Source organism: Azospirillum sp. RU38E, from assembly GCF_900188385.1.
Lineage (GTDB): Bacteria > Pseudomonadota > Alphaproteobacteria > Azospirillales > Azospirillaceae > Niveispirillum.
This window is the reverse complement of record NZ_FZOI01000014.1, coordinates 94,988-114,507: the sequence shown is the minus strand read 5'-3', so window position 1 is coordinate 114,507 and position 19,520 is coordinate 94,988. Positions and strand designations below refer to the sequence as shown.

16 protein-coding genes are annotated in these 19,520 nt (G+C 64.9%); 8 read left to right on the top strand and 8 right to left on the bottom strand.

The window, feature by feature from the left end:
- Positions 1–32: 32 nt before the first annotated feature.
- From CHB97_RS19550 to CHB97_RS19540, 3 genes are all read left to right on the top strand, one after another.
- Entirely contained in the window at positions 33–536 is a 504-nt protein-coding gene (locus CHB97_RS19550) for a YbjN domain-containing protein (RefSeq protein ID WP_089289685.1), read from the top strand.
- Between the two features lie 66 nt (positions 537–602).
- Positions 603–1,409, top strand: a complete 807-nt coding sequence (gene proC, locus CHB97_RS19545) for a pyrroline-5-carboxylate reductase (RefSeq protein WP_089289684.1) — start codon at positions 603–605, stop codon at positions 1,407–1,409.
- A gap of 6 nt (positions 1,410–1,415) precedes the next feature.
- A complete protein-coding gene (locus CHB97_RS19540; protein WP_089289683.1) occupies positions 1,416–1,910 on the top strand; it encodes a YbaK/EbsC family protein in 495 nt (164 codons plus the stop codon).
- Here CHB97_RS19540 and CHB97_RS19535 read toward each other — a convergent pair.
- The gene (locus tag CHB97_RS19535) at positions 1,903–3,408 is read right to left on the bottom strand and encodes a PLP-dependent aminotransferase family protein (protein WP_089289682.1); all 1,506 of its coding nucleotides are present in this window, start codon (positions 3,406–3,408) and stop codon (positions 1,903–1,905) included. The genes CHB97_RS19540 and CHB97_RS19535 overlap by 8 nt on opposite strands.
- Positions 3,409–3,727: 319 nt before the next feature.
- Complete coding sequence (locus CHB97_RS19530; protein ID WP_089289681.1) at positions 3,728–4,030, bottom strand: hypothetical protein; 303 nt, start codon at positions 4,028–4,030, stop codon at positions 3,728–3,730.
- 199 nt (positions 4,031–4,229) lie between these two features.
- Here CHB97_RS19530 and CHB97_RS19525 point away from each other — a divergent pair, with 199 nt between their 5' ends.
- Both CHB97_RS19525 and CHB97_RS19520 read left to right on the top strand, forming a co-directional pair.
- Positions 4,230–4,949 carry a response regulator gene (locus tag CHB97_RS19525; protein ID WP_089289680.1) on the top strand — a complete coding sequence of 240 codons (720 nt, stop codon included), beginning with the start codon at positions 4,230–4,232 and terminating at the stop codon, positions 4,947–4,949.
- The gene (locus CHB97_RS19520) at positions 4,946–6,268 is read left to right on the top strand and encodes an ATP-binding protein (protein WP_244559620.1); all 1,323 of its coding nucleotides are present in this window, start codon (positions 4,946–4,948) and stop codon (positions 6,266–6,268) included. Before CHB97_RS19525 ends, CHB97_RS19520 begins: the two co-directional genes overlap by 4 nt.
- 45 nt (positions 6,269–6,313) lie before the next feature.
- On the opposite strand, the gene CHB97_RS19515 is transcribed toward CHB97_RS19520, so the two are convergent.
- The 4 genes from CHB97_RS19515 to CHB97_RS19500 form a co-directional block, all read right to left on the bottom strand.
- On the bottom strand, positions 6,314–6,616 hold the full coding sequence (locus CHB97_RS19515) for an SCP2 sterol-binding domain-containing protein (protein WP_089289679.1): 303 nt from the start codon (positions 6,614–6,616) through the stop codon (positions 6,314–6,316).
- A gap of 84 nt (positions 6,617–6,700) precedes the next feature.
- A complete protein-coding gene (locus CHB97_RS19510) occupies positions 6,701–7,315 on the bottom strand; it encodes a LysE family translocator (RefSeq protein ID WP_200820029.1) in 615 nt (204 codons plus the stop codon).
- 100 nt (positions 7,316–7,415) lie between these two features.
- Positions 7,416–8,903: a Ppx/GppA family phosphatase gene (locus CHB97_RS19505; protein WP_244559619.1), complete on the bottom strand. Its 1,488-nt coding sequence runs from the start codon at positions 8,901–8,903 to the stop codon at positions 7,416–7,418.
- 49 nt (positions 8,904–8,952) lie between these two features.
- Positions 8,953–11,304, bottom strand: coding sequence for an RNA degradosome polyphosphate kinase (locus CHB97_RS19500; protein WP_244559618.1), 2,352 nt, complete (start codon positions 11,302–11,304; stop codon positions 8,953–8,955).
- On the opposite strand from CHB97_RS19500, the gene CHB97_RS19495 reads away from it, so the two are divergent.
- Together CHB97_RS19495 and CHB97_RS19490 are read left to right on the top strand one after the other, a co-directional pair.
- Positions 11,303–11,857 (top strand): histidine phosphatase family protein, encoded by a 555-nt coding sequence (locus tag CHB97_RS19495; protein ID WP_089289676.1) that lies wholly within the window; start codon positions 11,303–11,305, stop codon positions 11,855–11,857. The genes CHB97_RS19500 and CHB97_RS19495 overlap by 2 nt on opposite strands.
- A 67-nt stretch (positions 11,858–11,924) precedes the next feature.
- Positions 11,925–13,544: a CYTH and CHAD domain-containing protein gene (locus tag CHB97_RS19490; protein ID WP_160106039.1), complete on the top strand. Its 1,620-nt coding sequence runs from the start codon at positions 11,925–11,927 to the stop codon at positions 13,542–13,544.
- Between the two features lie 12 nt (positions 13,545–13,556).
- Here the strand turns inward: CHB97_RS19490 and CHB97_RS19485 are convergent, their stop codons facing one another.
- Entirely contained in the window at positions 13,557–14,423 is an 867-nt protein-coding gene (locus tag CHB97_RS19485; RefSeq protein WP_089289674.1) for a universal stress protein, read from the bottom strand.
- Between the two features lie 158 nt (positions 14,424–14,581).
- Positions 14,582–16,195 carry an AAA family ATPase gene (locus CHB97_RS19480; RefSeq protein WP_244559617.1) on the bottom strand — a complete coding sequence of 538 codons (1,614 nt, stop codon included), beginning with the start codon at positions 16,193–16,195 and terminating at the stop codon, positions 14,582–14,584.
- Between the two features lie 195 nt (positions 16,196–16,390).
- Here CHB97_RS19480 and CHB97_RS19475 point away from each other — a divergent pair, with 195 nt between their 5' ends.
- A complete protein-coding gene (locus CHB97_RS19475; protein ID WP_089289672.1) occupies positions 16,391–19,426 on the top strand; it encodes a phosphoenolpyruvate carboxylase in 3,036 nt (1,011 codons plus the stop codon).
- Positions 19,427–19,520 lie beyond the last annotated feature (94 nt).

Sequence of the window (19,520 nt, the reverse complement as noted above, 5' to 3'; positions counted from 1 at the left end):
CGGGGATCGGTGGGGGACTGAGGAGAGAGAGTATGACGGCCGTTTCCGTGGAACATGCGGCATCCACCCATAATCCGCTGGATATTCTGGAAGAGATCGTTGCTGCCAATGAGTGGGCCTTCGACCGCGTGAATGAAGAAGAGATGGTGGTGGAGATCACCGGTCGCTGGTGTGACTATCGCCTGTTCTTCATGTGGCAGTCGGAGGTGAGCGCGATGCAGTTCTCCTGCCAGTTTGACATGAAGGTGCCGGGTCCGCGCCGCGTCTCGGTGTCGGAATTGCTGGGGGAGGTCAATCCCAAGCTCTGGCTGGGCCATTTCGATGTCTGCCCAGATCAGGCGACACCGATGTTCCGCCAGACCACCTTGTTGCGCGGTGCCCGTGGTGCCAGTTCGGAACAGTTGGAAGACTTGGTGGACATTGCCCTGGCAGAGTGCGAGCGTTTCTATCCGGCCTTCCAGTTTGTCATCTGGGGTGGCAAAACGGCGCAGGAAGCGGTGGCCGCTGCCATTCTGGATACGGTTGGGGAGGCTTGAGAACCGGCCGATCCTGAACCCCGTTCGGGGAAAGGCCGGGCCAACGCTTTTCCGGGGAGGAATGTGATGAGCGCGAAATTGCTTCTGGTCGGTTGCGGCAAGATGGGCGGCGCCATGCTGGCCGGGTGGAAACAGGCCGACCCCGCCACCCGCATGGTGGTGGTGGAGCCGTTTGGCCCGCCCAAGGGCCTGCCGGACGATGTGCAGGTGGTGACCGATGCCGCCGATATTCCGGCGGATTTCCAGCCTGATGCCATTGTGCTGGCGGTCAAGCCGCAGATGATGGATCAGGTGCTGCCGGCCTATGCCCGCTATGCCGACCGCGCGCTTTTCCTTTCCATCGCTGCTGGCAAGACGCTTGGTTACTTTCAGAAATTCCTGGGTGACGGGGCGCGCATCGTGCGCGCCATGCCCAACACGCCGGCCGCCGTCGGCCGGGGCATCAGCGCCCTGGTGGCCAATGCCAATGTCGACAGCCAGGGCCGCGCCCTGGCCCAGCAATTGCTCTCCGCTGTGGGAGAGGTGACCTGGGTGGCGGAGGAAAGCCAGCTGGATGCCGTCACCGCCGTTTCCGGCAGCGGCCCGGCCTATGTGTTCCTGCTGGTGGAAACGCTGGCGCGGGCGGGCGAGTCGGCCGGGCTGCCGCCCGATCTGGCGATGCAGCTGGCGCGCGCCACCATCGTGGGTTCGGGCGAGCTGCTGCGCCAGAGCCATGAATCAGCCGAGCAGCTGCGCCGCAATGTCACCAGCCCCAAGGGCACCACCCAGGCAGCACTGGATGTGCTGATGGAGGAGGGGCCGCAGGGGATGGCGGCGCTGATGCGCCGGGCCATTGCCGCCGCGACCCAGCGTTCGCGTGAACTGGCGGGTTGATCACCCATGGCCATCTCGCTCAGCCCCAGTGCGCAGAAAATCCAGAATCTGCTGAATGATCACGGGCACCCGATCCATGTGCTGGAATTCGCCGCCTCCACCCGCACCTCGGCGGAGGCGGCGGCCGCGATTGGCTGCGAGGTGGCGCAGATTGCCAAATCCATCATGTTCCGCACCCGTGACACCGCCCGGCCGATTCTGGTGGTGGCCTCGGGCAGCAACCGGGTGAATGAGGCGACGGTGGCGCGGCATCTGGCATCGGCCCTGGCCGGGGAACGTCTGGCCAAGGCCGATGCTGATTTTGTGCGGCAGAAGACCGGCTATGTCATCGGCGGGGTGCCGCCGGTTGGCCACAATGTGCCGCCCATCACCCTGTTTGACCGTGACCTGTTGGCCTATCCGGTGATCTGGGCGGCGGCCGGCACACCCAATACCGTCTTTCCCATCGCACCCGATGCCCTGGCGCGGCTGGTCGGCGGCCTTGTGGCAGACGTTACGTAGCCGGAACAAGCCGCCGGGCACCGCCGAAGCGGGTCTCGCCCTGGGCCTGCGCCCGTTCCAGCACCTGGGCCAACCGTTCAGCGGCCCGGCTGATCCTTTCCGGTGTAAAGGCGGCGTAGCCCAGCAGCAAGGCGCCGGGATCGCCCGCCGGGGCCGGCCCATGGCGATAGTGCGAAAGGGCGGGCACATCCAGGCGGGCCGCCTGGGCCTGGGCCGACAGGCTGGTATCACCGATACCCAGCCCCGGTGCCAGCCGGGCCAGCAGATGCAGCCCGGCCCCGGCGGCCTCCAAGCTCAGCATCCCTTGCCAATAGCGTTCGGCGGCGAACAGCAGCGCCTGCTGCCGTTCCGCATAAAGCCGCCTTGTCCGCCGCAGGTGGGAGCAGAAATGCCCCTCGGCCAGGAAATCATGCACCGCCATTTGTTCCGGTAGCGGAACGGTAATGTCCATCCGGTTCCGTAATGATCTTGCGGCACCCAGCAGGGCAGGCGGCACCACTAGCCAGGCCAGCCGCAGGGAGGGCACCAGGGTCTGGTCCAGGCTGCCCAGATGCAGCACCCGTTCGCTGTCATCCAGCCCCATCAGGGACGGTAGCGGCCGGCCGGTATAGCGATAACCGCCATCACGATCATCCTCCAGCAGCCAGGCGCCGGTGCGGCGGGCCCAGGTCAGCATGGCCATGCGGCGGCGCAGGGGCATGGTGCCGCCCAGCGGAAACTGCCAGCCGGGGCTGACCAAGGCCAACCGTGCATCCGGTGCCAGCCGTTGGGCGCGTTCCACATCAAGCCCGTCGCTGTCCATGGGGACGGGGACGGCGTGCAGGCCCCGGTTGCCGAAGACCAGATGTTGCAGGTTGCAGCCGGGATCTTCCAGCCACACCGTATCGCCCGCCCCCAGCAGCAGCGTGGCGGCAAGGTCCAGAGCGGTGCGGCGGTCGGGCAGGATCAATATCTGTTCCGGGTCGCAGCTGATGCCCCGGCTGGTCTGCAGATGCCCGGCCAGCACGCGGCGCAGCGAGGCCCAGCCGGCGGCGGTATCGTTGCCCAGCAGCAGGCCGCCAGTATCGCGCCAGCGCTTGGCCAGCAGCCGGCGCCAGTTCTCCACATCAAATTCATCATAGGCCGGCACACAGGGCCGGAACGGCAGGATTTCGGCTCCGGCGGCCATCACCGGCAGGTTCTGCTTTTGCGGCCGGGGTGTGGCCAGCCGCAAGGCAGGGGCCATGGCATCATCGGGCAGGCTGCGGCTGACAAAGGTGCCGGAACCGATGCGGGCTTCCAGATAGCCCTCTGCGATCAGCCGGTCGATAGCGGCCACCACGGTGTTGCGCGACACGCCCAGATCGGCCGCCAGTGTGCGGGTGGAAGGCAGGCGTTCACCGGGACGGATCGCGCCATCCAGAATGGCGGCGCGCAGCCGGTCGAACAGGCGCTGTTGCAAGGGGGTGCCATCGCCATTGTCGAACAGGGACAGCAGGGGGCCTTGGGTGGGCTTCATGGGTCAGACCTCCTTCCGTTCAACAGGTAATATCAGTTCCCTCAAGTGCCGGGCGGCGGCATCCGCCGCCTTGGCTCACGCGGGCACGGGCCCGCGGGCCGGCAGTCGCCGGCCTCCAAGGGTCATGTTCCATGCCCCTTGGCATGGACTTTGGGTTCATCGCGTTTCTCATGGTCTTGGTACCGGTGGGTGCTGGCCGGGATGGGGCCGGCAAGCACCCACCGGCCCGGTCGAAGGGGCGGCTGGTGGACAACCGGGAGCGCCGCCCCTTCCGCTGCCGGCAACGGGGATGGCCGACAGCGGTTTGCGGGGGCCTTTATCAGCCCTTGATTTCGCCGGTGGCGGCGTCGATGGTCAGGGTCTTGAAGGGAATGCCATCGGCTGACTTCAGCACGACCTTGTATTCACCATTCCGTTGGGTGACATCGCCCACCCGGGCCTGCCGGATCTTGCTGTCCTTCAGATAGGTGCGGGCAATGTCGCGGGCTTCACGGCTGGTCAGCGGTTCGGTGCGGGCGACGGGGGCGGTGCTGTCCTTGGCGGCAACCTGTGCCGGTTCGGCTGCACCGGCGGCGGAAATACCGATAAAGGCGGCGGCGGCGATGGCGATCAGGGTACGCATGGGTGGTTCCTCACAGGTCGTCTCTCGGTCCATCCCGGCTCTCGTCCGTGGACAGTCTTAGGAAAACACCCTGATTTTTCTCCTCCATGACCAAGATGGGGGACTTGTGAAACACTGTGTTTCGGCCGATCAAAACGTTACCTTGCGTTAACAACATGGGCATCGGCAGATACCGGCCCACAGCGATAGAATTGCCGTCATGACCGATACAAGCACCCACCTTCTGGTCGTTGATGACGACCGCGAAATCCGCGATCTGCTGACGCGCTATCTCACCCGTCATGGCTACCGCGTCACGGCGGCCAAGGATGGGGTGGAGATGCGGCGGTTCCTGGCCGATCGTAATATTGACCTGATCGTCCTGGATCTGATGATGCCGGGCGAAGATGGTTTGTCGCTTTGCCGCGCCGTGCGGGCAGAGGGCGGGCCGCCCGTCGTCATGCTCTCCGCCATGGGGGAGGATGCGGACCGCATCCTGGGGCTGGAGATCGGGGCCGATGATTATCTGCCCAAGCCCTTCAACCCGCGCGAACTGGTGGCCCGCATCAAGGCGGTGCTGCGCCGGGCCCAGACTGGCAGCAACGGCGCCCCCATTGCCAGCGGCAGCATCCAGTTCGCCGGTTTTCTGCTGGATCAGGCGCAGCGCCGCCTGACCGACCAGAAGGGGGAAGAGATCACCCTGACCGCCGGTGAATATGAGCTGCTGGTGGCCCTGGCCACCCGGCCGCGGCGGGTGCTGTCCCGCGATGATCTGCTGGAAATCACCCGTGGTCGCTCGGCCGGCCCGTTCGACCGTTCCATCGATGTGCAGATCAGCCGCCTGCGCCGCAAGATCGAACAGGACCCGGCGGAGCCCACCATCATCAAGACCGTGCGTTCCGGCGGCTATATCTTCTCTCCGGAGGTGCAGCCGTCATGAGGGCGCTGACCGACCGCATGTCCTATTCCATTTTCGCCGTGCTGGTCGGGGGTATCCTTTTGTCCCAGGCCATTGCGCTGGGGCTTTACCGATCTGACCGGGCAGAGGCGGTGGCCGATGCCGAGGGCGGACAATTGGCCAATTGCCTGGACGGATTCGCCCGCGCCATTGAGGAACAGCCGACCGATGTGCGGCTGGCCGTGCTGCGCGGGCTGAAGGAACGGGAACTGACCGTGCGCACCAGCGCCGGTCACAACGTCATGCTGGATGTCTATGAGAAGGAGCCGAAGAAGGAGGGGCAGCCGGAGAAATCACCCGCCATCTCCATCCCACCCTTCGGGATGCCGGTGCCGCCGCCGCCTGAACCCTCGGTGATCGAGGTGTCACGGCAACTGAAAGATGGCACCTGGATGCGGTTCCATGCCCCGGTTACGGCGACGGATGCGCTGCGCGAACCGGGTTTCCTGGCCTCACTGGCCGGCAGTGCGGCGGTGGCCATTCTGCTGTCGGCGTGGGTACTGGGTTTCACCACCCGGCCCCTGCGCCGCTTTGCCGCCGCCGCCAACCGGCTGGGCGTGGATATGAATGCCCCCTCACTGGATGAGGCGGGCCCACGGGAGGTGCGGCTGGCCGCTGCCGCCTTCAACAAGATGCAGCGCCGTCTGCGCGCCTTTGTGGAGGATCGCACGCGGATGCTGGCCGCTGTCAGCCACGATCTGCGCACGCCTTTGACCCGGATGCGCCTGCGCGCCGAATTCATTGATGATGATTCGGTGCGCGAAAAGATGCTGGATGATCTGGCGGAGATGGAGGCGATGATTGGCTCCACCCTGGCCTTTGCCCGCGATGAGGCGGCACAGGAGGATATTCAGCCGCTGGAACTGAATGCCATGCTGGAACGGCTGGTGGAGGATATGCGTGACGGCGGCAAGCCGGCCAGCGTAACCCCCTCACCCTTTGCGGTGCCGATCATGGGCCGGCGGATGGCCTTGCGCCGGGCGATTGCCAACCTGTTGGAAAATGCCGTGAAATATGGTCAGCGGGCCGATATCGCCATCGCCATCACGGGTGAGAATGTCACCATCACCATCGATGATGACGGGCCGGGCATTCCGGAGACTGAATTCGATAATGTGTTCCGCCCCTTCTTCCGCCTGGAAGGCTCGCGCTCGCGCGATACGGGCGGCACCGGGCTGGGCCTGTCGGTGGCAAATGATATTGTCCGCGCCCATGGTGGGGAGATCGGCCTGGCCAACCGGCCAGAAGGGGGCCTGCGGGTCACCGTGGTGCTGCCCATGGCCGGGGAGGCCGTGGGGTAAACAAAACGGGCGGCGGCAAGGTGGCGCCGCCCGTTTCTGACCCGCTTAATCTTCCAGCATATTGGCCAGCTTCATGGCCACGCCCATATTGCCCGATACTTTCAGCTTGCCGGTCATGAAGGCCAGGGTGGGGGCCAGCTTGCCTTCCGCCAGTTTCAGCAGATTGTCCGGGGAGATGGTCAAGGTGGTGTCCGGTGCATCACCCGTGCGGCCGACCACCGGCGGGGTGCTGCGGCCATTGATGAACAGGGCGTCGCCGCCACCGAAATCGAACTTAACCAGGGCACCCAGGCCGGTGAAATTCAACGCCCGCGCCCGCATCTGGGCTTCGATCTGGTCGATGTTCATCCCTAACTCCGCCTTTTGATATTAACGTTTACGTAAAGGGAATTATAGCGATTGCCGGATTAAACAGCAACAGGTGCCGTGGTGTCAGCGCGTGGCAACCGCGACGGCCACGCCCGCCATCAACCCGCCGGTGGCGCGGTTGATGACGCGCATATGGGATGGTTTGGCGATGAAGCGCCGGGCGCTGGCCGCCACCATCGCATAGGCGGTCATCACGCTGGTCAGCACACAGGCCATCAGGATGCAAAGCTCCAGCACGGCCAGGGGCGTCATCTCATGCAGGTTGATCACCTGCGGCAGGATGGCCAGGAAGAAGATCATGGTCTTCGGGTTGCCCAGCGTCAGGGCCAGACCGCCCATGGTCTGGCGCAAGCCATCCCCCTTCACCGCCGGCAATTCGCTGGGCGGGGTGGCAGGGGCCCGCCACATTTTCCAGGCCATATAAAGCAGATAGGCCGCACCGGCATATTTGATGATGGTGAACACCATCTGAAAGCTCTGCGCCAGCACGCTCAACCCACCGGCCACCAGCCCGAACCAAGTCAGGTCACCCAGCACAATGCCGGCGATGAATGGCAGGGTACGGCGCGTATCCGTCGCCAGGGCGCGGGCCACCACCGCCGCCACGCCAGGGCCGGGCGAGGCCACCGCCACAGCATAAATGCCGGCAAAAATCGCAAGCGCGGTGAGGTCGATCATGGTGGTGCCCAGCCAAAGAAAGTCGTTGCCAGCATCATAGCAGAAGGGCGGGCCGCTTGCGCGCCCGCCCTTGGTGCAAATGGTGCTGTTCTGAAAGGCTTCAGGCACCCGGCTGGATGCGGATGTCACCCACCCGGTTCAGCGCTTTGGCCAGAGCATCCAACCGGCGCTGCACCGCCTCGCCGGTCAACATGGCGGCATCGTCGGGCAGCGCCAGGGTCAGGGTCGACTCGCCCAGATGCAAGCTGGTGCGCTGCAGCAAGGTGGCGGCACCGCCCGTCAAGGTGTGGGCCAGCCGCAGGGCCAGCCCCAGCATGGTGGCGCGGGCCAGCACATTTTCCTTCAACAACCCGCGCGCCGGGGCCAGCACGGACCCTTCCAGCGTGCCGGCATAGCGGACATAGACACAGGCCGCCAGGAAGGCCCGCTCCGCATGGTCCACCCCGGCGAACGGCATCCGCAGGATACGCAGGAAGGCATGTTCGGCGCGGTAATCGGGATGTTCGATCCAGCCCAGATCCGACAGCAGGCAGGCCGCCTGCCGCAACCGCCGCGCCGCCGGGTCTTCCCCGGCAAAGAGCGGGGCCGTCCAGGCCGACAGGATTTCCGCATGGCCAAACCGGCCGATCCGGGCCGCCACATCGCCACAGCCGGTCAGCAGCGGGTCCATCTGCTGTTCTTCGGCCGGCAGCAAATCATAGAGATGACCTTCACGCAGCCCATAGGCGGAGAAGGTGACGCGGGCGGGCTGCACCGCCTTCAACACCCGCTCCATCACCAGGGCGGCAAGCGGCAGCGTATCCAGCCGCCGCTTGGAGACACCCTGCATCTTTTCCAGCGCCCCGCGCGACGCGCGGGCCACCTGACCGGCAAATTCCGCCATCGCGGAACCATCCACCGAATATTGATGAATGATGTGCAGCGGGTGATTGGTCTGTTCCAGATGCATCTTGGCCAGCGCGCGCCAGGCACCGCCAACCGGATAGAAGGACCGCCCCTTGCCCTTGGAGAGCCAGTCCAGCTTGCCCAGATGCTGATCGATCAGCTTGGCGGCACTGCCGGCCTTGCCGTCTGTTGCCTCCAGCAGGCGCAGCGGCCCCAGCGGCGTGGTCACCTGCGAACCGATCTGCCCCTTTTCCAGCAGCACCAGTTCCAAGCTGCCGCCGCCCAGATCGCCGGCCAGACCGTCGGCATCGGGCGCGCCGGAAAGCACGCCCAAGGCCGCCAGCCGCGCCTCTTCCTCCCCCGACAGCACCGCGACGGTGAAGCCGGTCCGGCGGGTGATTTCCGCCACGAATTCGGCACCATCGGTGGCGTCACGCACCGCCGCCGTGGCCAGCACATCCACCCGCCGTACCTGCATCGCTTCCAGCAGGCGACGAAAGCGGGTCAGGTTGTCCAACGCCAGCCGAACCCCATCGGGATTCAGCCGGCCGGTTTTCTCCACCGTGCGGCCAAGGCTGGGGAGAACCCGTTCATTGAACAGGGCAACGGGGGAACGGGTCAGCCGCTCATAAACCACGCAGCGCATGGAGTTTGACCCGACATCGATCACCGCAAGGCGATCGTCCGCGTGGACATGATCCAAGGCTGAGTGGTCCGCTTTCAAGGATATCATCGAGAGGATTGGCGCCGTTTTACGGGAAATTGCTCAACACCAGCTTCGGCGGCAGACGGGCAGCGCTCATCGCACTGCCCCGACCGGAGAGACTGGGATTGGTCATGAAGTAGGTATGGGCATTGAAGGCTTCTGCGCAAGGCTCCATACGGTGATAGGTGGCATCGGGCTGCAAAACCCAGCTTTGCGTATTGTCCTTCAGATTGGCGACCATGATCTGGTCCAGCACCTGCTGATGCACGGTCGGATTCTCGATCGGCACCAGGGTTTCAATGCGACGGTCCAGGTTGCGCGGCATCCAGTCGGCCGAGGAAATGAAGATTCGTGCCTGCGGCGAGGGCAAGCCATGGCCATTGCCGAAGCAGACGACGCGGCCATGTTCCAAGAAACGGCCGACGATGGATTTGACGTGGATATTTTCCGACAGGCCCGGCACGCCGGGCCGCAGGCAGCAGATGCCACGGATGACCAGTTCAATCTTCACGCCCTGCTGCGACGCCTCATACAGCTTGTCGATCAACTGGGCATCGACAAGGCTGTTCAGCTTCACCCAGATCTGGGCCGGCCGGCCGGCCTGCGCATGGGCAATCTCGGCATCGATCTTATCCACCAGCCGCTGGCGCAGGGTGGTGGGGGCGATGGCGATCTTCTCCAGCGATTTCGGCGTGGCATAGCCGGTCATGTAATTGAACATGTGGGCCGCATCATGGCCCAATGCCGGATCGCAGGTGAAGAAGGACAGGTCGGTATAAACCTTGGCTGTGATCGGGTGGTAATTGCCGGTGCCGAAATGCACATAGGTGCGCAGGCCCTGGCTTTCCCGCCGTACCACCAGTGACACTTTGGCGTGGGTCTTCAGGTCCACGAAACCATAGACCACCTGCACGCCGGCGCGTTCCATGTCACGCGCCCAGCGGATATTGGCTTCCTCGTCGAAACGGGCCTTCAATTCCACCAGCGCGGTAACGCTCTTGCCCTGTTCGGCCGCTTCAATCAGGGCGGCAACGATGGGGCTGTTCTTGGAGGTACGATAGAGCGTCTGCTTGATGGCCAGCACATTGGGGTCGGCTGCGGCCTGACGCAGGAACTGCACCACCACGTCGAAGCTTTCGAACGGGTGGTGGACAACGATATCCTTCTGGCGGATGGCGGCGAAACAGTCGCCGCCGAAATCGCGGATTCGTTCCGGGAAGCGGGCATTATAGGGCGGGAACAGCAGGTCCGGCCGGTCATCGGTGATGATCTGCTTGGTATCGGACAGGCCGATCAGCCCATCCAGCACGAACACATCATCTGAGGAGACGTGCAATTCGTCCGTCAGGAAGGCCCGCAGCTCCTTCGACATGCCGGCATTGACGGCCAGCCGGATGACGCTGCCACGCTTGCGGCGCTTCAGCGCGCTTTCAAAGGTGCGGACCAGATCTTCGGCTTCTTCCTCGATTTCCATCTCGCTGTCACGCAGCACGCGGAAAACGCCGTGACCCTTCAGGATGAAGGGCGGGAACAGCCTTTCGATGAAGGTCAATACCACCTGTTCCAGCAGCACATAGCGCGTATCGCTGCCCGGCAGGCGCACGAAACGGTCAAGCTGTTGCGGCAGCATCACCAGGGCATCGACATCCCCGCCGCGATGCGGATCAAATAGCTGCAGGGCGAGCGCGAAGCCGCCGCTGGGCAGGAAGGGGAACGGGTGGGCCGGGTCGACGGCGATCGGCGTCAGCACCGGGAAGATATCGTCGATGAAGCGGGCTTCCAGCCAGTCATATTCGGACGGCGACAGCTCGTCGATCTCCACCACGGCGATGCCGGCTTCGCGCAGCAGGCCGCGCAGCATCAGCCAGCAGCTTTGCTGATCGCGCATCACCTCGGTGACGCGGTGGTTGATGGCGGCCAGCTGCTGGGCCGGGGTCAGATTATCATCTGACGGGGTCGTCACCTTGGCGGCCACCTGGGCCTTCAGCCCGGCGACGCGCACCATGTAGAATTCGTCCAGATTGCTGGCCGAGATGGAAAGGAAGCGCAGCCGTTCTAGCAGCGGATGGCTGGGATTATAGGCTTCCTCCAGCACGCGCTGGTTAAAGGCCAGCCAGGAAAGCTCCCGGTTGATGAACCGTTCCGGGCTCTGCTTGTCAATTTTGTCGGCATTGACGGCAGGGGCGGCGAAACCGCCACTGCTGGTCACGGACGGGGCAAAGTCGGGGGTGGCGGTCACGATCGGCGCTTCCTTTGGTTCCGGGCGGTCCGGCAAAGTATATGTTGCTTCTGTGACGTTTTTCGGTTCGGTTGACACCGTTGTTGTTGTCGCCGCTGCGCGGCGGCGGCGTGGGGTTGAACCGCCTGTCGGGGTTCTGGGTGTCCGGGAAGTCGTCATGAAGAAGCTCTACCTGTTGCGACACGCCAAATCGGACTGGACCGATCCGAAACTGGCGGATCATGACCGGCCCCTCAACCCGCGTGGTGAGCGGGCGGCGCAGACGATGGCGAATTATTGGGCCACGCGCAAGGGTGGCCCGCCGCAACCGGATCTTGTTTTATGTTCCACCGCGCTGCGGGCCCGGGAAACCCTGCTGCGGGTGATGGCGGCATGGCCCGCCCCGCCGCCGGTGGAATATGAAGAAGGGTTATATCTGTGTGGGGAGGAATTGCTGCTGGACCGGCTGAAGGCGCTGCCGGACACTCTCGGTTCCGTCCTGCTGGTGGCGCATAATCCCGACCTGCAATTGTTGGCCCGCGATCTGTGCGGCCGGCCGGAACAGCCCGATGCAGCGGCCTTGATGGCTGAACTGACGGACAAGCTGCCCACCGGTTCCTTTGTGGCGATCGATCTGCCGGCCGGGCAGGGCTGGGCCGATCTGCGCTGGGGCTGTGGCCGGCTGGTGGATTTTGTGCGCCCGCGCGACATTGTGCCCAAACTGGGGGCTTAACCTTGGGCGCCGGCTGCGCTATCTGGACACTACCCTTCCTTTCCTTCTGGTATGGACCCGTCGGCACGTGAATGGCCTGAACAAAGCCCCTCTCCCCACCCCCGCCAACCAGTCGGTGCCACGTGCCCGGCGCGGTGGCGGGCAGGAGATCGAGATCAAGCTGCTGGCGGCGCCTGCCGATCTGGGCCGGATCGCCGATCTGGCGCTTGTGCGCGCCATGACAAAGGGAGAGGTGCAGCGCGGGCGCGAATATACCACATATTATGATGCGCCGGACCTCAGCCTGGCCCGGCGCGGGCTGGCGTTGCGGGTGCGCCGCCGGGGCTCCTTGCGCATCCAGGCGGTGAAGACCTTGGGGCTGCGCGGTACGGCCGATGGGGCCGGTGTTGCCATCCGCCGGGAATGGGAATGGCCGGTAACCGGCGACCTGCCGGATTTCACCCTGCTGCGCGGTGACGGGCTTGAGGAGATGATTCCGCCCGCCCTGACGGCCCGGCTGGCCGGTATTTTCAGCACCGATATCCAGCGCACCCTGATTCCGCTGCATCTGGGGGATGGGGTGGAGGTGGAAATGGCGCTGGACCTGGGGCAGGCGCTGGCCCTTTCCCGCGATACCGGTGCGGCGGCGGGCGGGCAGGCGCACCGCATCATCAGCGAGGTGGAACTGGAGCTGAAGCGCGGCAGCATCGCCGACCTGTTCCGGCTGGCTGCCGCGCTGCATGGCCGGGTGCCGCTGCGCCTGTCCACCCGCAGCAAGGCCGATATCGGCTTTGCCCTGGTCACCGGTGCCCGGCCCGGCCCGACGCCGGCTCGGCCCATGGCCATCACGCCCATCACCACGGTGACGGAGGCGTTCCGCCATGTCATGCGCAATGGTCTGGCGCATCTGCTGGATAATCAGGAAGCGCTGGTGACGGAGGATGGCACCGGCGACGCCCTAGCGCTGCGGGAACTGGCGGCGGCGACGCGGCGGCTGGATGCCGGCTATGGCCTGTTCCGCCGGCTGATCTATACCGACCGGGGCGACGCGCTGCGCCGGGAGCTGCGCCGCCATGCCAAGCTGCTGGAAAAGGCCCGCGCCTGGCAGCGGCTGGCCCTGGCATTGGCCAATCTGGATCCTGATCAGCGCCGGCCGGCTGTGGGGGCGGTATCGCAGGCCCGCGCCAAGGCGCTGAGCCGGGTGCGCGCCTTGTTGAACGCGCCGGAATGGACGGCGTGGCAACTGGCTTTTGCGCAATGGCTGGAGGAGGGGGAATGGACCCGCCAGCCCCATGGCTGCCCCTTCGGCACCATGATGGATGAGATGGCCGGGCCGTTGCTGGCCAAGCGGATTGAAAAGGCGCTGCTGGTCGGCAGCTTGCCCGACCCGCGCCAGGTGCCCAGCCTGGAACAGGCGGCCAAGCTGGCGCGGCGGATGAAATATCTGCGTTATGCGCTGGATTATTGCCGTGCCGTCTGGCCGGCGGACCGGGTGCGGCCGCTGTTGGACATGGTGGATGCGCTGCTGGTCCCGCTGAAGGCCGCCGCGGGGGCAACGGCCGGGGGCGCCATGCTGGATAAGCTGGGCCATGTCGCGGCCGGCGATGCCATGCGCAACCAAGGGCGTGTTGCCCTGGCGCCGGTGCCGGCCCTGTGGGCCAGCTTCACCCCTTTGGCCGCCCGTTTCACCGACCGGCCCAAGGGGTGAACGCCTAAAACCTCAATGCGCCATCAGCAGGGTCAGTTCATTCTGATCCAGCATATCCTTGGTGACGCCCCCCAGGATCAGTTCCCGCAGGCGGGAATGGCCATAGCCCCCCATGACCAGCATGTCGGCGCCAACATCACGGCATTGCGCCAGGATGCAGCCGGCCACCGTGGTGCCCTTGGCCGTCAGCCGGTGATGCGCCGAGGGAATGCCGTGCCAGGCCAGATATTCCTGCAGCTGATGCCCGCCCTCCGCATCCGTCTTGGGCGTGCCGACGGTGAGGATATGCACTTCGTCGGCCGTTTGCAGCACCGGCATGGCCAGCGCCACGGCGCGCGATGCCTGCACCCGGCCATTCCAGGCGATGGCGACCTTGCGGCCCAGGGTGGAGGGCGGGTTGGCGGCGGAGACGATGACCGGCCGGCCGCCTTCCAGCAGCACCGCTTCCATGCCCGCCAGCACGGCCGTGCGCAGTTCCTTGCTGAGCGGCGGGAAGACGGCGGCATCGGAAACGCGGGTTGCCCCCGTCAGCACATCCTCCGTCACGCCATCCACCTCCTGCCAGCAGGCGCTCACCTTGTCCGGCCCCGGCGCGCGGGCGCATTCAGAGGCGCCGGCGGCGTTGCTGGCGGTCTTGAAATGCTGATAGGCCTGATCACCCCGGACGGCGTTTTCTTCTTCCAGCGACTTCATCACGTCCTGGATCATGGAACCGGTCATGCCCTCGCCGATCATCGGCATGGCGTCGCGCGGATCGTGACGCAGGAACAGGGCGCTGACATTGCCCTTGGTGGAGGCGACCAGGCTGAAGGCCGTCGCCAGGGCGGCGGCGTCACTGTCGGCGCCGGTCAGCACGCTGAGGATCTTGCGGTAGGCCATGGCGGGTTTCCCTTTCGCATTGTTGGGCGATACCATGGTTATGGGCATAGGCCGGATTGCAACCGCCGGCATTGACCTGGATCAGCCGCTTTACACTTGCTGATCATCATAACATCGACGGTAAAGGGAACGTTCCGCGTCCCCTTCATGGAAACCCGTCAACGCCGCGCGCTTTCGACATGGCGGCGGGCGATGGCGGCGGTTTCGCCCTCGCTGCCATTGGCGGGGATCACCTCCCAGCGCATGTCACCCAGATCATAGGCGGCCTGCCGGCGCACGATATCGGCGTCGGCGTCAGAGGCATCGTCGCGCCGCCGTCTGACCCGGTCCACCTGGATGGCCTGATCGGCCACCAGCCACAGGCCGGTAAAGGGCGCGCCCGCTGCCCTGGCCACCGATTCCAATGTTTGACGCTGCTCCGGCTTGGCATAGACGGCATCGCAGATCACCGCATGGCGCCCATCCAGTACCAGCCCGGCCTGACCGGCCAGCTCCGCATAGGTGCGGTCCGTATGGGCGGGGCCGTAAAATTCCTTGGGCAGCGGTTGCAGCTCATCACAGCCGGCCAGTTTCTTGCGCAGCACGTCTGAACGCAGGATCACCGCCCCCGGTGCCGGGCCGATACCAGGGGCCAGCACGCGCGCCAGCGTACTTTTCCCCGTGCCGGACAGGCCGCCAATGGCCACCAGTTGCGCCGCCGGCGGGGACAGCAGGCGGGAGGCCAGCTCCAGATAGCTTTGTGCTTCCGCCCGCAGGCCCTGGGCCTTCACGGCATCGGCCTGTCCCGCCAGGGCCGCCGCAGTCAAATGCGCGCGGATGGCCGCCCGCACCGACATGAACAAGGGCAGCAGTGACAGGCCGGCCAGATCGCCCGTCAGTTCCAGATAACGGTTGAACAGGATATTGGCCAGGCTGCGCAGCCGCCGATGTTCCAGATCCATCAGCAGGAAAGCCAGATCATACAGCGTGTCGGTCACAGCGATGCGGTCGCCGAATTCCACACAGTCGAACGGCACCGGTTCCCCATCCAGCAGCACAATGTTGCACAGGTGCAGATCGCCATGGCAGTGCCGGATATAGCCGGCATCCCGCCGCCGGTTGATCAGTTCCGCCTGGCTGCCCAGCACTGCCAGTGACTGGCGTAACAGCGCCTCCACCCGGCCCCGTTCAAACAGGCCATGCCGATGCATCTCCCGCGCGTTGGTTTCCACCAGATCGGTCATTTCCTCGGCCCCCGGTGCCATGGGGCGGGGTTCTGCGGCCTCATGGAACTGGGCGATGCCCTCCGCCAGCCGCCGCATGATGGCGGGCGTCAGGCGGCCTTCGGCGGCCATGCGGTCCAGCAGCATTTCCTGCGGGAAGCGGCGCATGGTGATGACATAATCCAGCACGCCATCCGCCGGCCCGCCATCGGGCCCGACCGGCGCATCCGCCACCAGCCGGAAGCCCCCGGCCCCGTCTGCCACCAGCCCGCCGACCCCCAGATACAGTGTGGGTGCAGTGCGGCGATTAAGCGCCACTTCCGCCTCGCAGGCCGATAAACGCTGTGACAGGCTGCTGTAATCGAAGAAGGGGAAGGTGACGGCGCGTTTCAGCTTATAGGCCCGATCCCCGGCCAGAAAGACGGAAGCCGCATGGGTGTCAATCCGCTCCACACGCCCATCCGGCGGCAGGCCGTGGGTTTCATTCCGGGCAAGCAAATCCAGCGCGCGTGCCTGATCACGCGCGTTATCCGCCATTGCTGCTGCTGCCGGCCGATCAGCTTTGTGCATCCGCGAACCCCTTGGGCGACCAAATATGTAAGGGCGCTGTGTTACAAACAACGCATCGTATCAAATAAGCTTGCATTGCGGATCGAATATGTCCGCGTTACCTAATCTGGCGTTGACAGAGGTAACGCCGTTACCTCACCCTGTGACGCTGCGCCGCAGTAAGATGGCGCCCTCCCCGATAACGGAAACGCTCCGATGCCGCTGGACCCGACGATGCCCAAAGCTGCCGCCCCCTCCGATCTGGAAACCCTGGCGACCACCACTGGCAAGGGGCCGTTGCTGTCCACCAAACAGGCACGTTACACCCCTCCCAAGGGGTTGGATGCCAGGGCGTTGGCCGCCGATCTGCTGGCCCAGTTCGACCGTTTTTCGGCCGAGGCCGGGCATGACCCGTTCGCCAACCCGGTGATGCTGCTGGCGCTGGACATTTCCCGCCGCCTGCAGGCCGGTGAGCTGTCGCCCGGTGCCCTGGAACAGTTGATCCATTATCTCTCCAGCGAAGGGTTCCTGGCCCGCGCTGCCCGCCTTTCCAATTATCTGGGTGAGGCGGGGCTGGATACCAATGCCGCCCGGCTGGAAGGGTTGCTGGAAACCGCTGCCGCCGGCAATGGCGGCCCGGCCCTGTCGTTTGAGGAATTCCAGAAGCTGGTGCAGAAGGAGGTGTTTGGCATCGTCATCACCGCGCACCCGACCTTCAACCTGTCCGGCGCCATGATGACGGCGCTGACCTGTCTGGCCACCGGCTATGATGCCACCGGCCGCAAGCTGACGGCAGAGGCGCGCGACGCGCTGATCCGCCGCGTCGCCGCCTCCGACCATGCGCCGGAGGAGATGAGCCTGACGCGCGAGCATGAGCTGTCGCTGGATGCCATCGCCAATATCCAGACGGCCATCCGCACGCTCTATCGCGCTGTGTTGCGTGTTGGCCGCCGCACCTATCCCGACCGCTGGACGGAGCTGACGCCCCGCCTGCTGACCGTGGCAAGCTGGGTCGGCTATGACCTGGATGGCCGTTCCGATATCCGCTGGTCCGACACGCTGCATAAGCGGCTGGTGGTGCAGCAGCGCCAGTTGAACCATTATCTGGTGATGCTGCGGGATATTCGTGGCCGCGTGCCGGCGCTGGAAGATTTGCGCCATACGCTCGCCCTGATCGAAAGTCGGCTGGCCCTGGCCCTCAATCAGGTAACGGATGAGATTGCCGCCTTTGGCGGGTCGGAAGCGCAGGATGTGGAACATCTGCGCCGTATCGCCAAGCGGATGCATGAAGGGCTGCCGCTGCGTCTGGTCGATGCGGGGGAGGCCATCGGTTTCGTTGATCGCGCCATCCGCCTCGCCGCGTCGGTGGAAGGGGATGATGCCATCCCGGTGGTGGAGGATCTGGCCGTATTGCGGGCGGAACTGTCCGCCTTCGGCCTGGGCATGGCCCATACCCATGTCCGCCTGAACAGCACCCAGGTGCATAACGCCATCCGTAAGGCGGTGGGGCTGGAAACGGCGGCGGATGATCCGCGCTACCGTCAGTCCTATCTGAATTCCCTGACCGAGCTGCTGGACAAGGTGCAGCCGGTATCGATCAATTTCGGCAGCATCATCGCCGAACGTACCAGCGCCAAGCGTCTGTTCATGGTGGTGGCGCAGATGCTGAAATATTCCGATGCCCGCGTGCCGATCCGCTTCCTGATCGCGGAATCGGAGAGCGCTTTTACCGTTTTGTCGGCGCTGTACTTTGCCCGCCTGTTCGGCGTCGATGACCGGGTGGATATCTCCCCCCTGTTTGAGACGGAAAAGGCGCTGGAGGTGGGCAGCCGCGTCATCGAACAGCTGCTGGAAAACCCGCATTACCGCGATTATGTGAAGAAGCGCGGCCGGCTGTGCGTGCAGATGGGCTATTCCGATGCCGGCCGTTATCTGGGCCAGACGCCTGCCGCCGCCAGTATTGAACGCCTGCGCCTGCGCATCATGCGCCTGTTCAACCGCCATGCCCTGTCGGGCGTGCAGCTGGTGATCTTTGACACCCATGGGGAAAGCATCGGTCGCGGCGGCCATCCGGCCAGCCTGACCAACCGGCTGGCCTATGTCAGCCCGCCGGCTACGCTGGCTTTTGCCGCCAAGCATGGGGTAGATTTCAAGCAGGAGGTCAGCTTCCAGGGCGGTGACGGTTATCTCTATTTCGTCACGCCGGCCGGTGCGCTGGCGGTGGTTACCCGTATCCTTGAATATATGATCGGCACGGCCAAGCCGGATCTGGAACATGATGTGTTCTATGCTGAGGGGGATTACATCCGCGAATTCTTCACCACGGTGAAGGCCTTCCAGGTCAGTCTGGTGGAAGACCCGAATTATGGTGAGCTGCTGGCCGCCTTTGGCACCAACCTGCTGTTCCCCAGCGGCAGCCGCGCCATCAAGCGCCAGCATGACAGCGCGCCCGATGCTTCCGCCCAGACCATGGCCGGCCAGTTCCGCGCCATTCCGCACAATGCCATCCTGCTGCAGTTGGGTCTGGCGGCCAATGTGCTGTCCGGTGTGGGGGAAGCGATTGACCGCAACCCCGACCAGTTCCGCCGCCTCTATGCCACCTCACCCCGGTTCCGGGAGCTGATCGGCATGGTGGTCTATGGCGTCGGCGTCTCCAACGCCGATGCACTGAAGGCCTATGTCGATACGCTGGACCCTGGCCATTGGCTGACCCGCGCCGCGCGGACGGAGAATGTGGCAGAGGCGGAGGAAATGCGCCGCATCGCCGCCATGCTGGAAGATACGCCGACGCATCAGCGCCTGATCCGCATCTTCCGCAAGCTGTACCGGGATTATGGCGTGCTGTTGCAGAATCTGGAGCGGGCAGGGGCGGCCCCCGCGCCTAATCCCGATCTGGATCGCAATCTCAGCCTGCTGCACGCGGTGCGGCTGGCGCTGACGCACCAGATTTACAAGCACGCCATCCATATCCCGGAATTCTCCAGCCAGCATAACATCACCAATCAGGTGCTGGTGACGCGGCTGCTGCATCTGGATGTGCCATGGGCGCTGGAACAACTGGCCCGCATCTTCCCGGCCCGTGCCGATGCGACCGTCGATGAAGGGTTTGGCGAGGTCGCCACCTATGTCAGCGATGAGAGCCAGGATTACAGCCAGGAAAACCAGCATATCTTCAAGCCCATCGCCTCCCTGTACGAGCTGATCCGCCGTACCGGCAACGCGATGAGCCAGCGGATCGGCTTCTTCGGCTGATTGTTTTATAGCAGTATCCCTCACGCGCCGGGCGGCGGCATCCGCCGCCTTGGCTTACGCGGGCACGCGCCCGTGGGCCAGCGGTCGCTGGCCT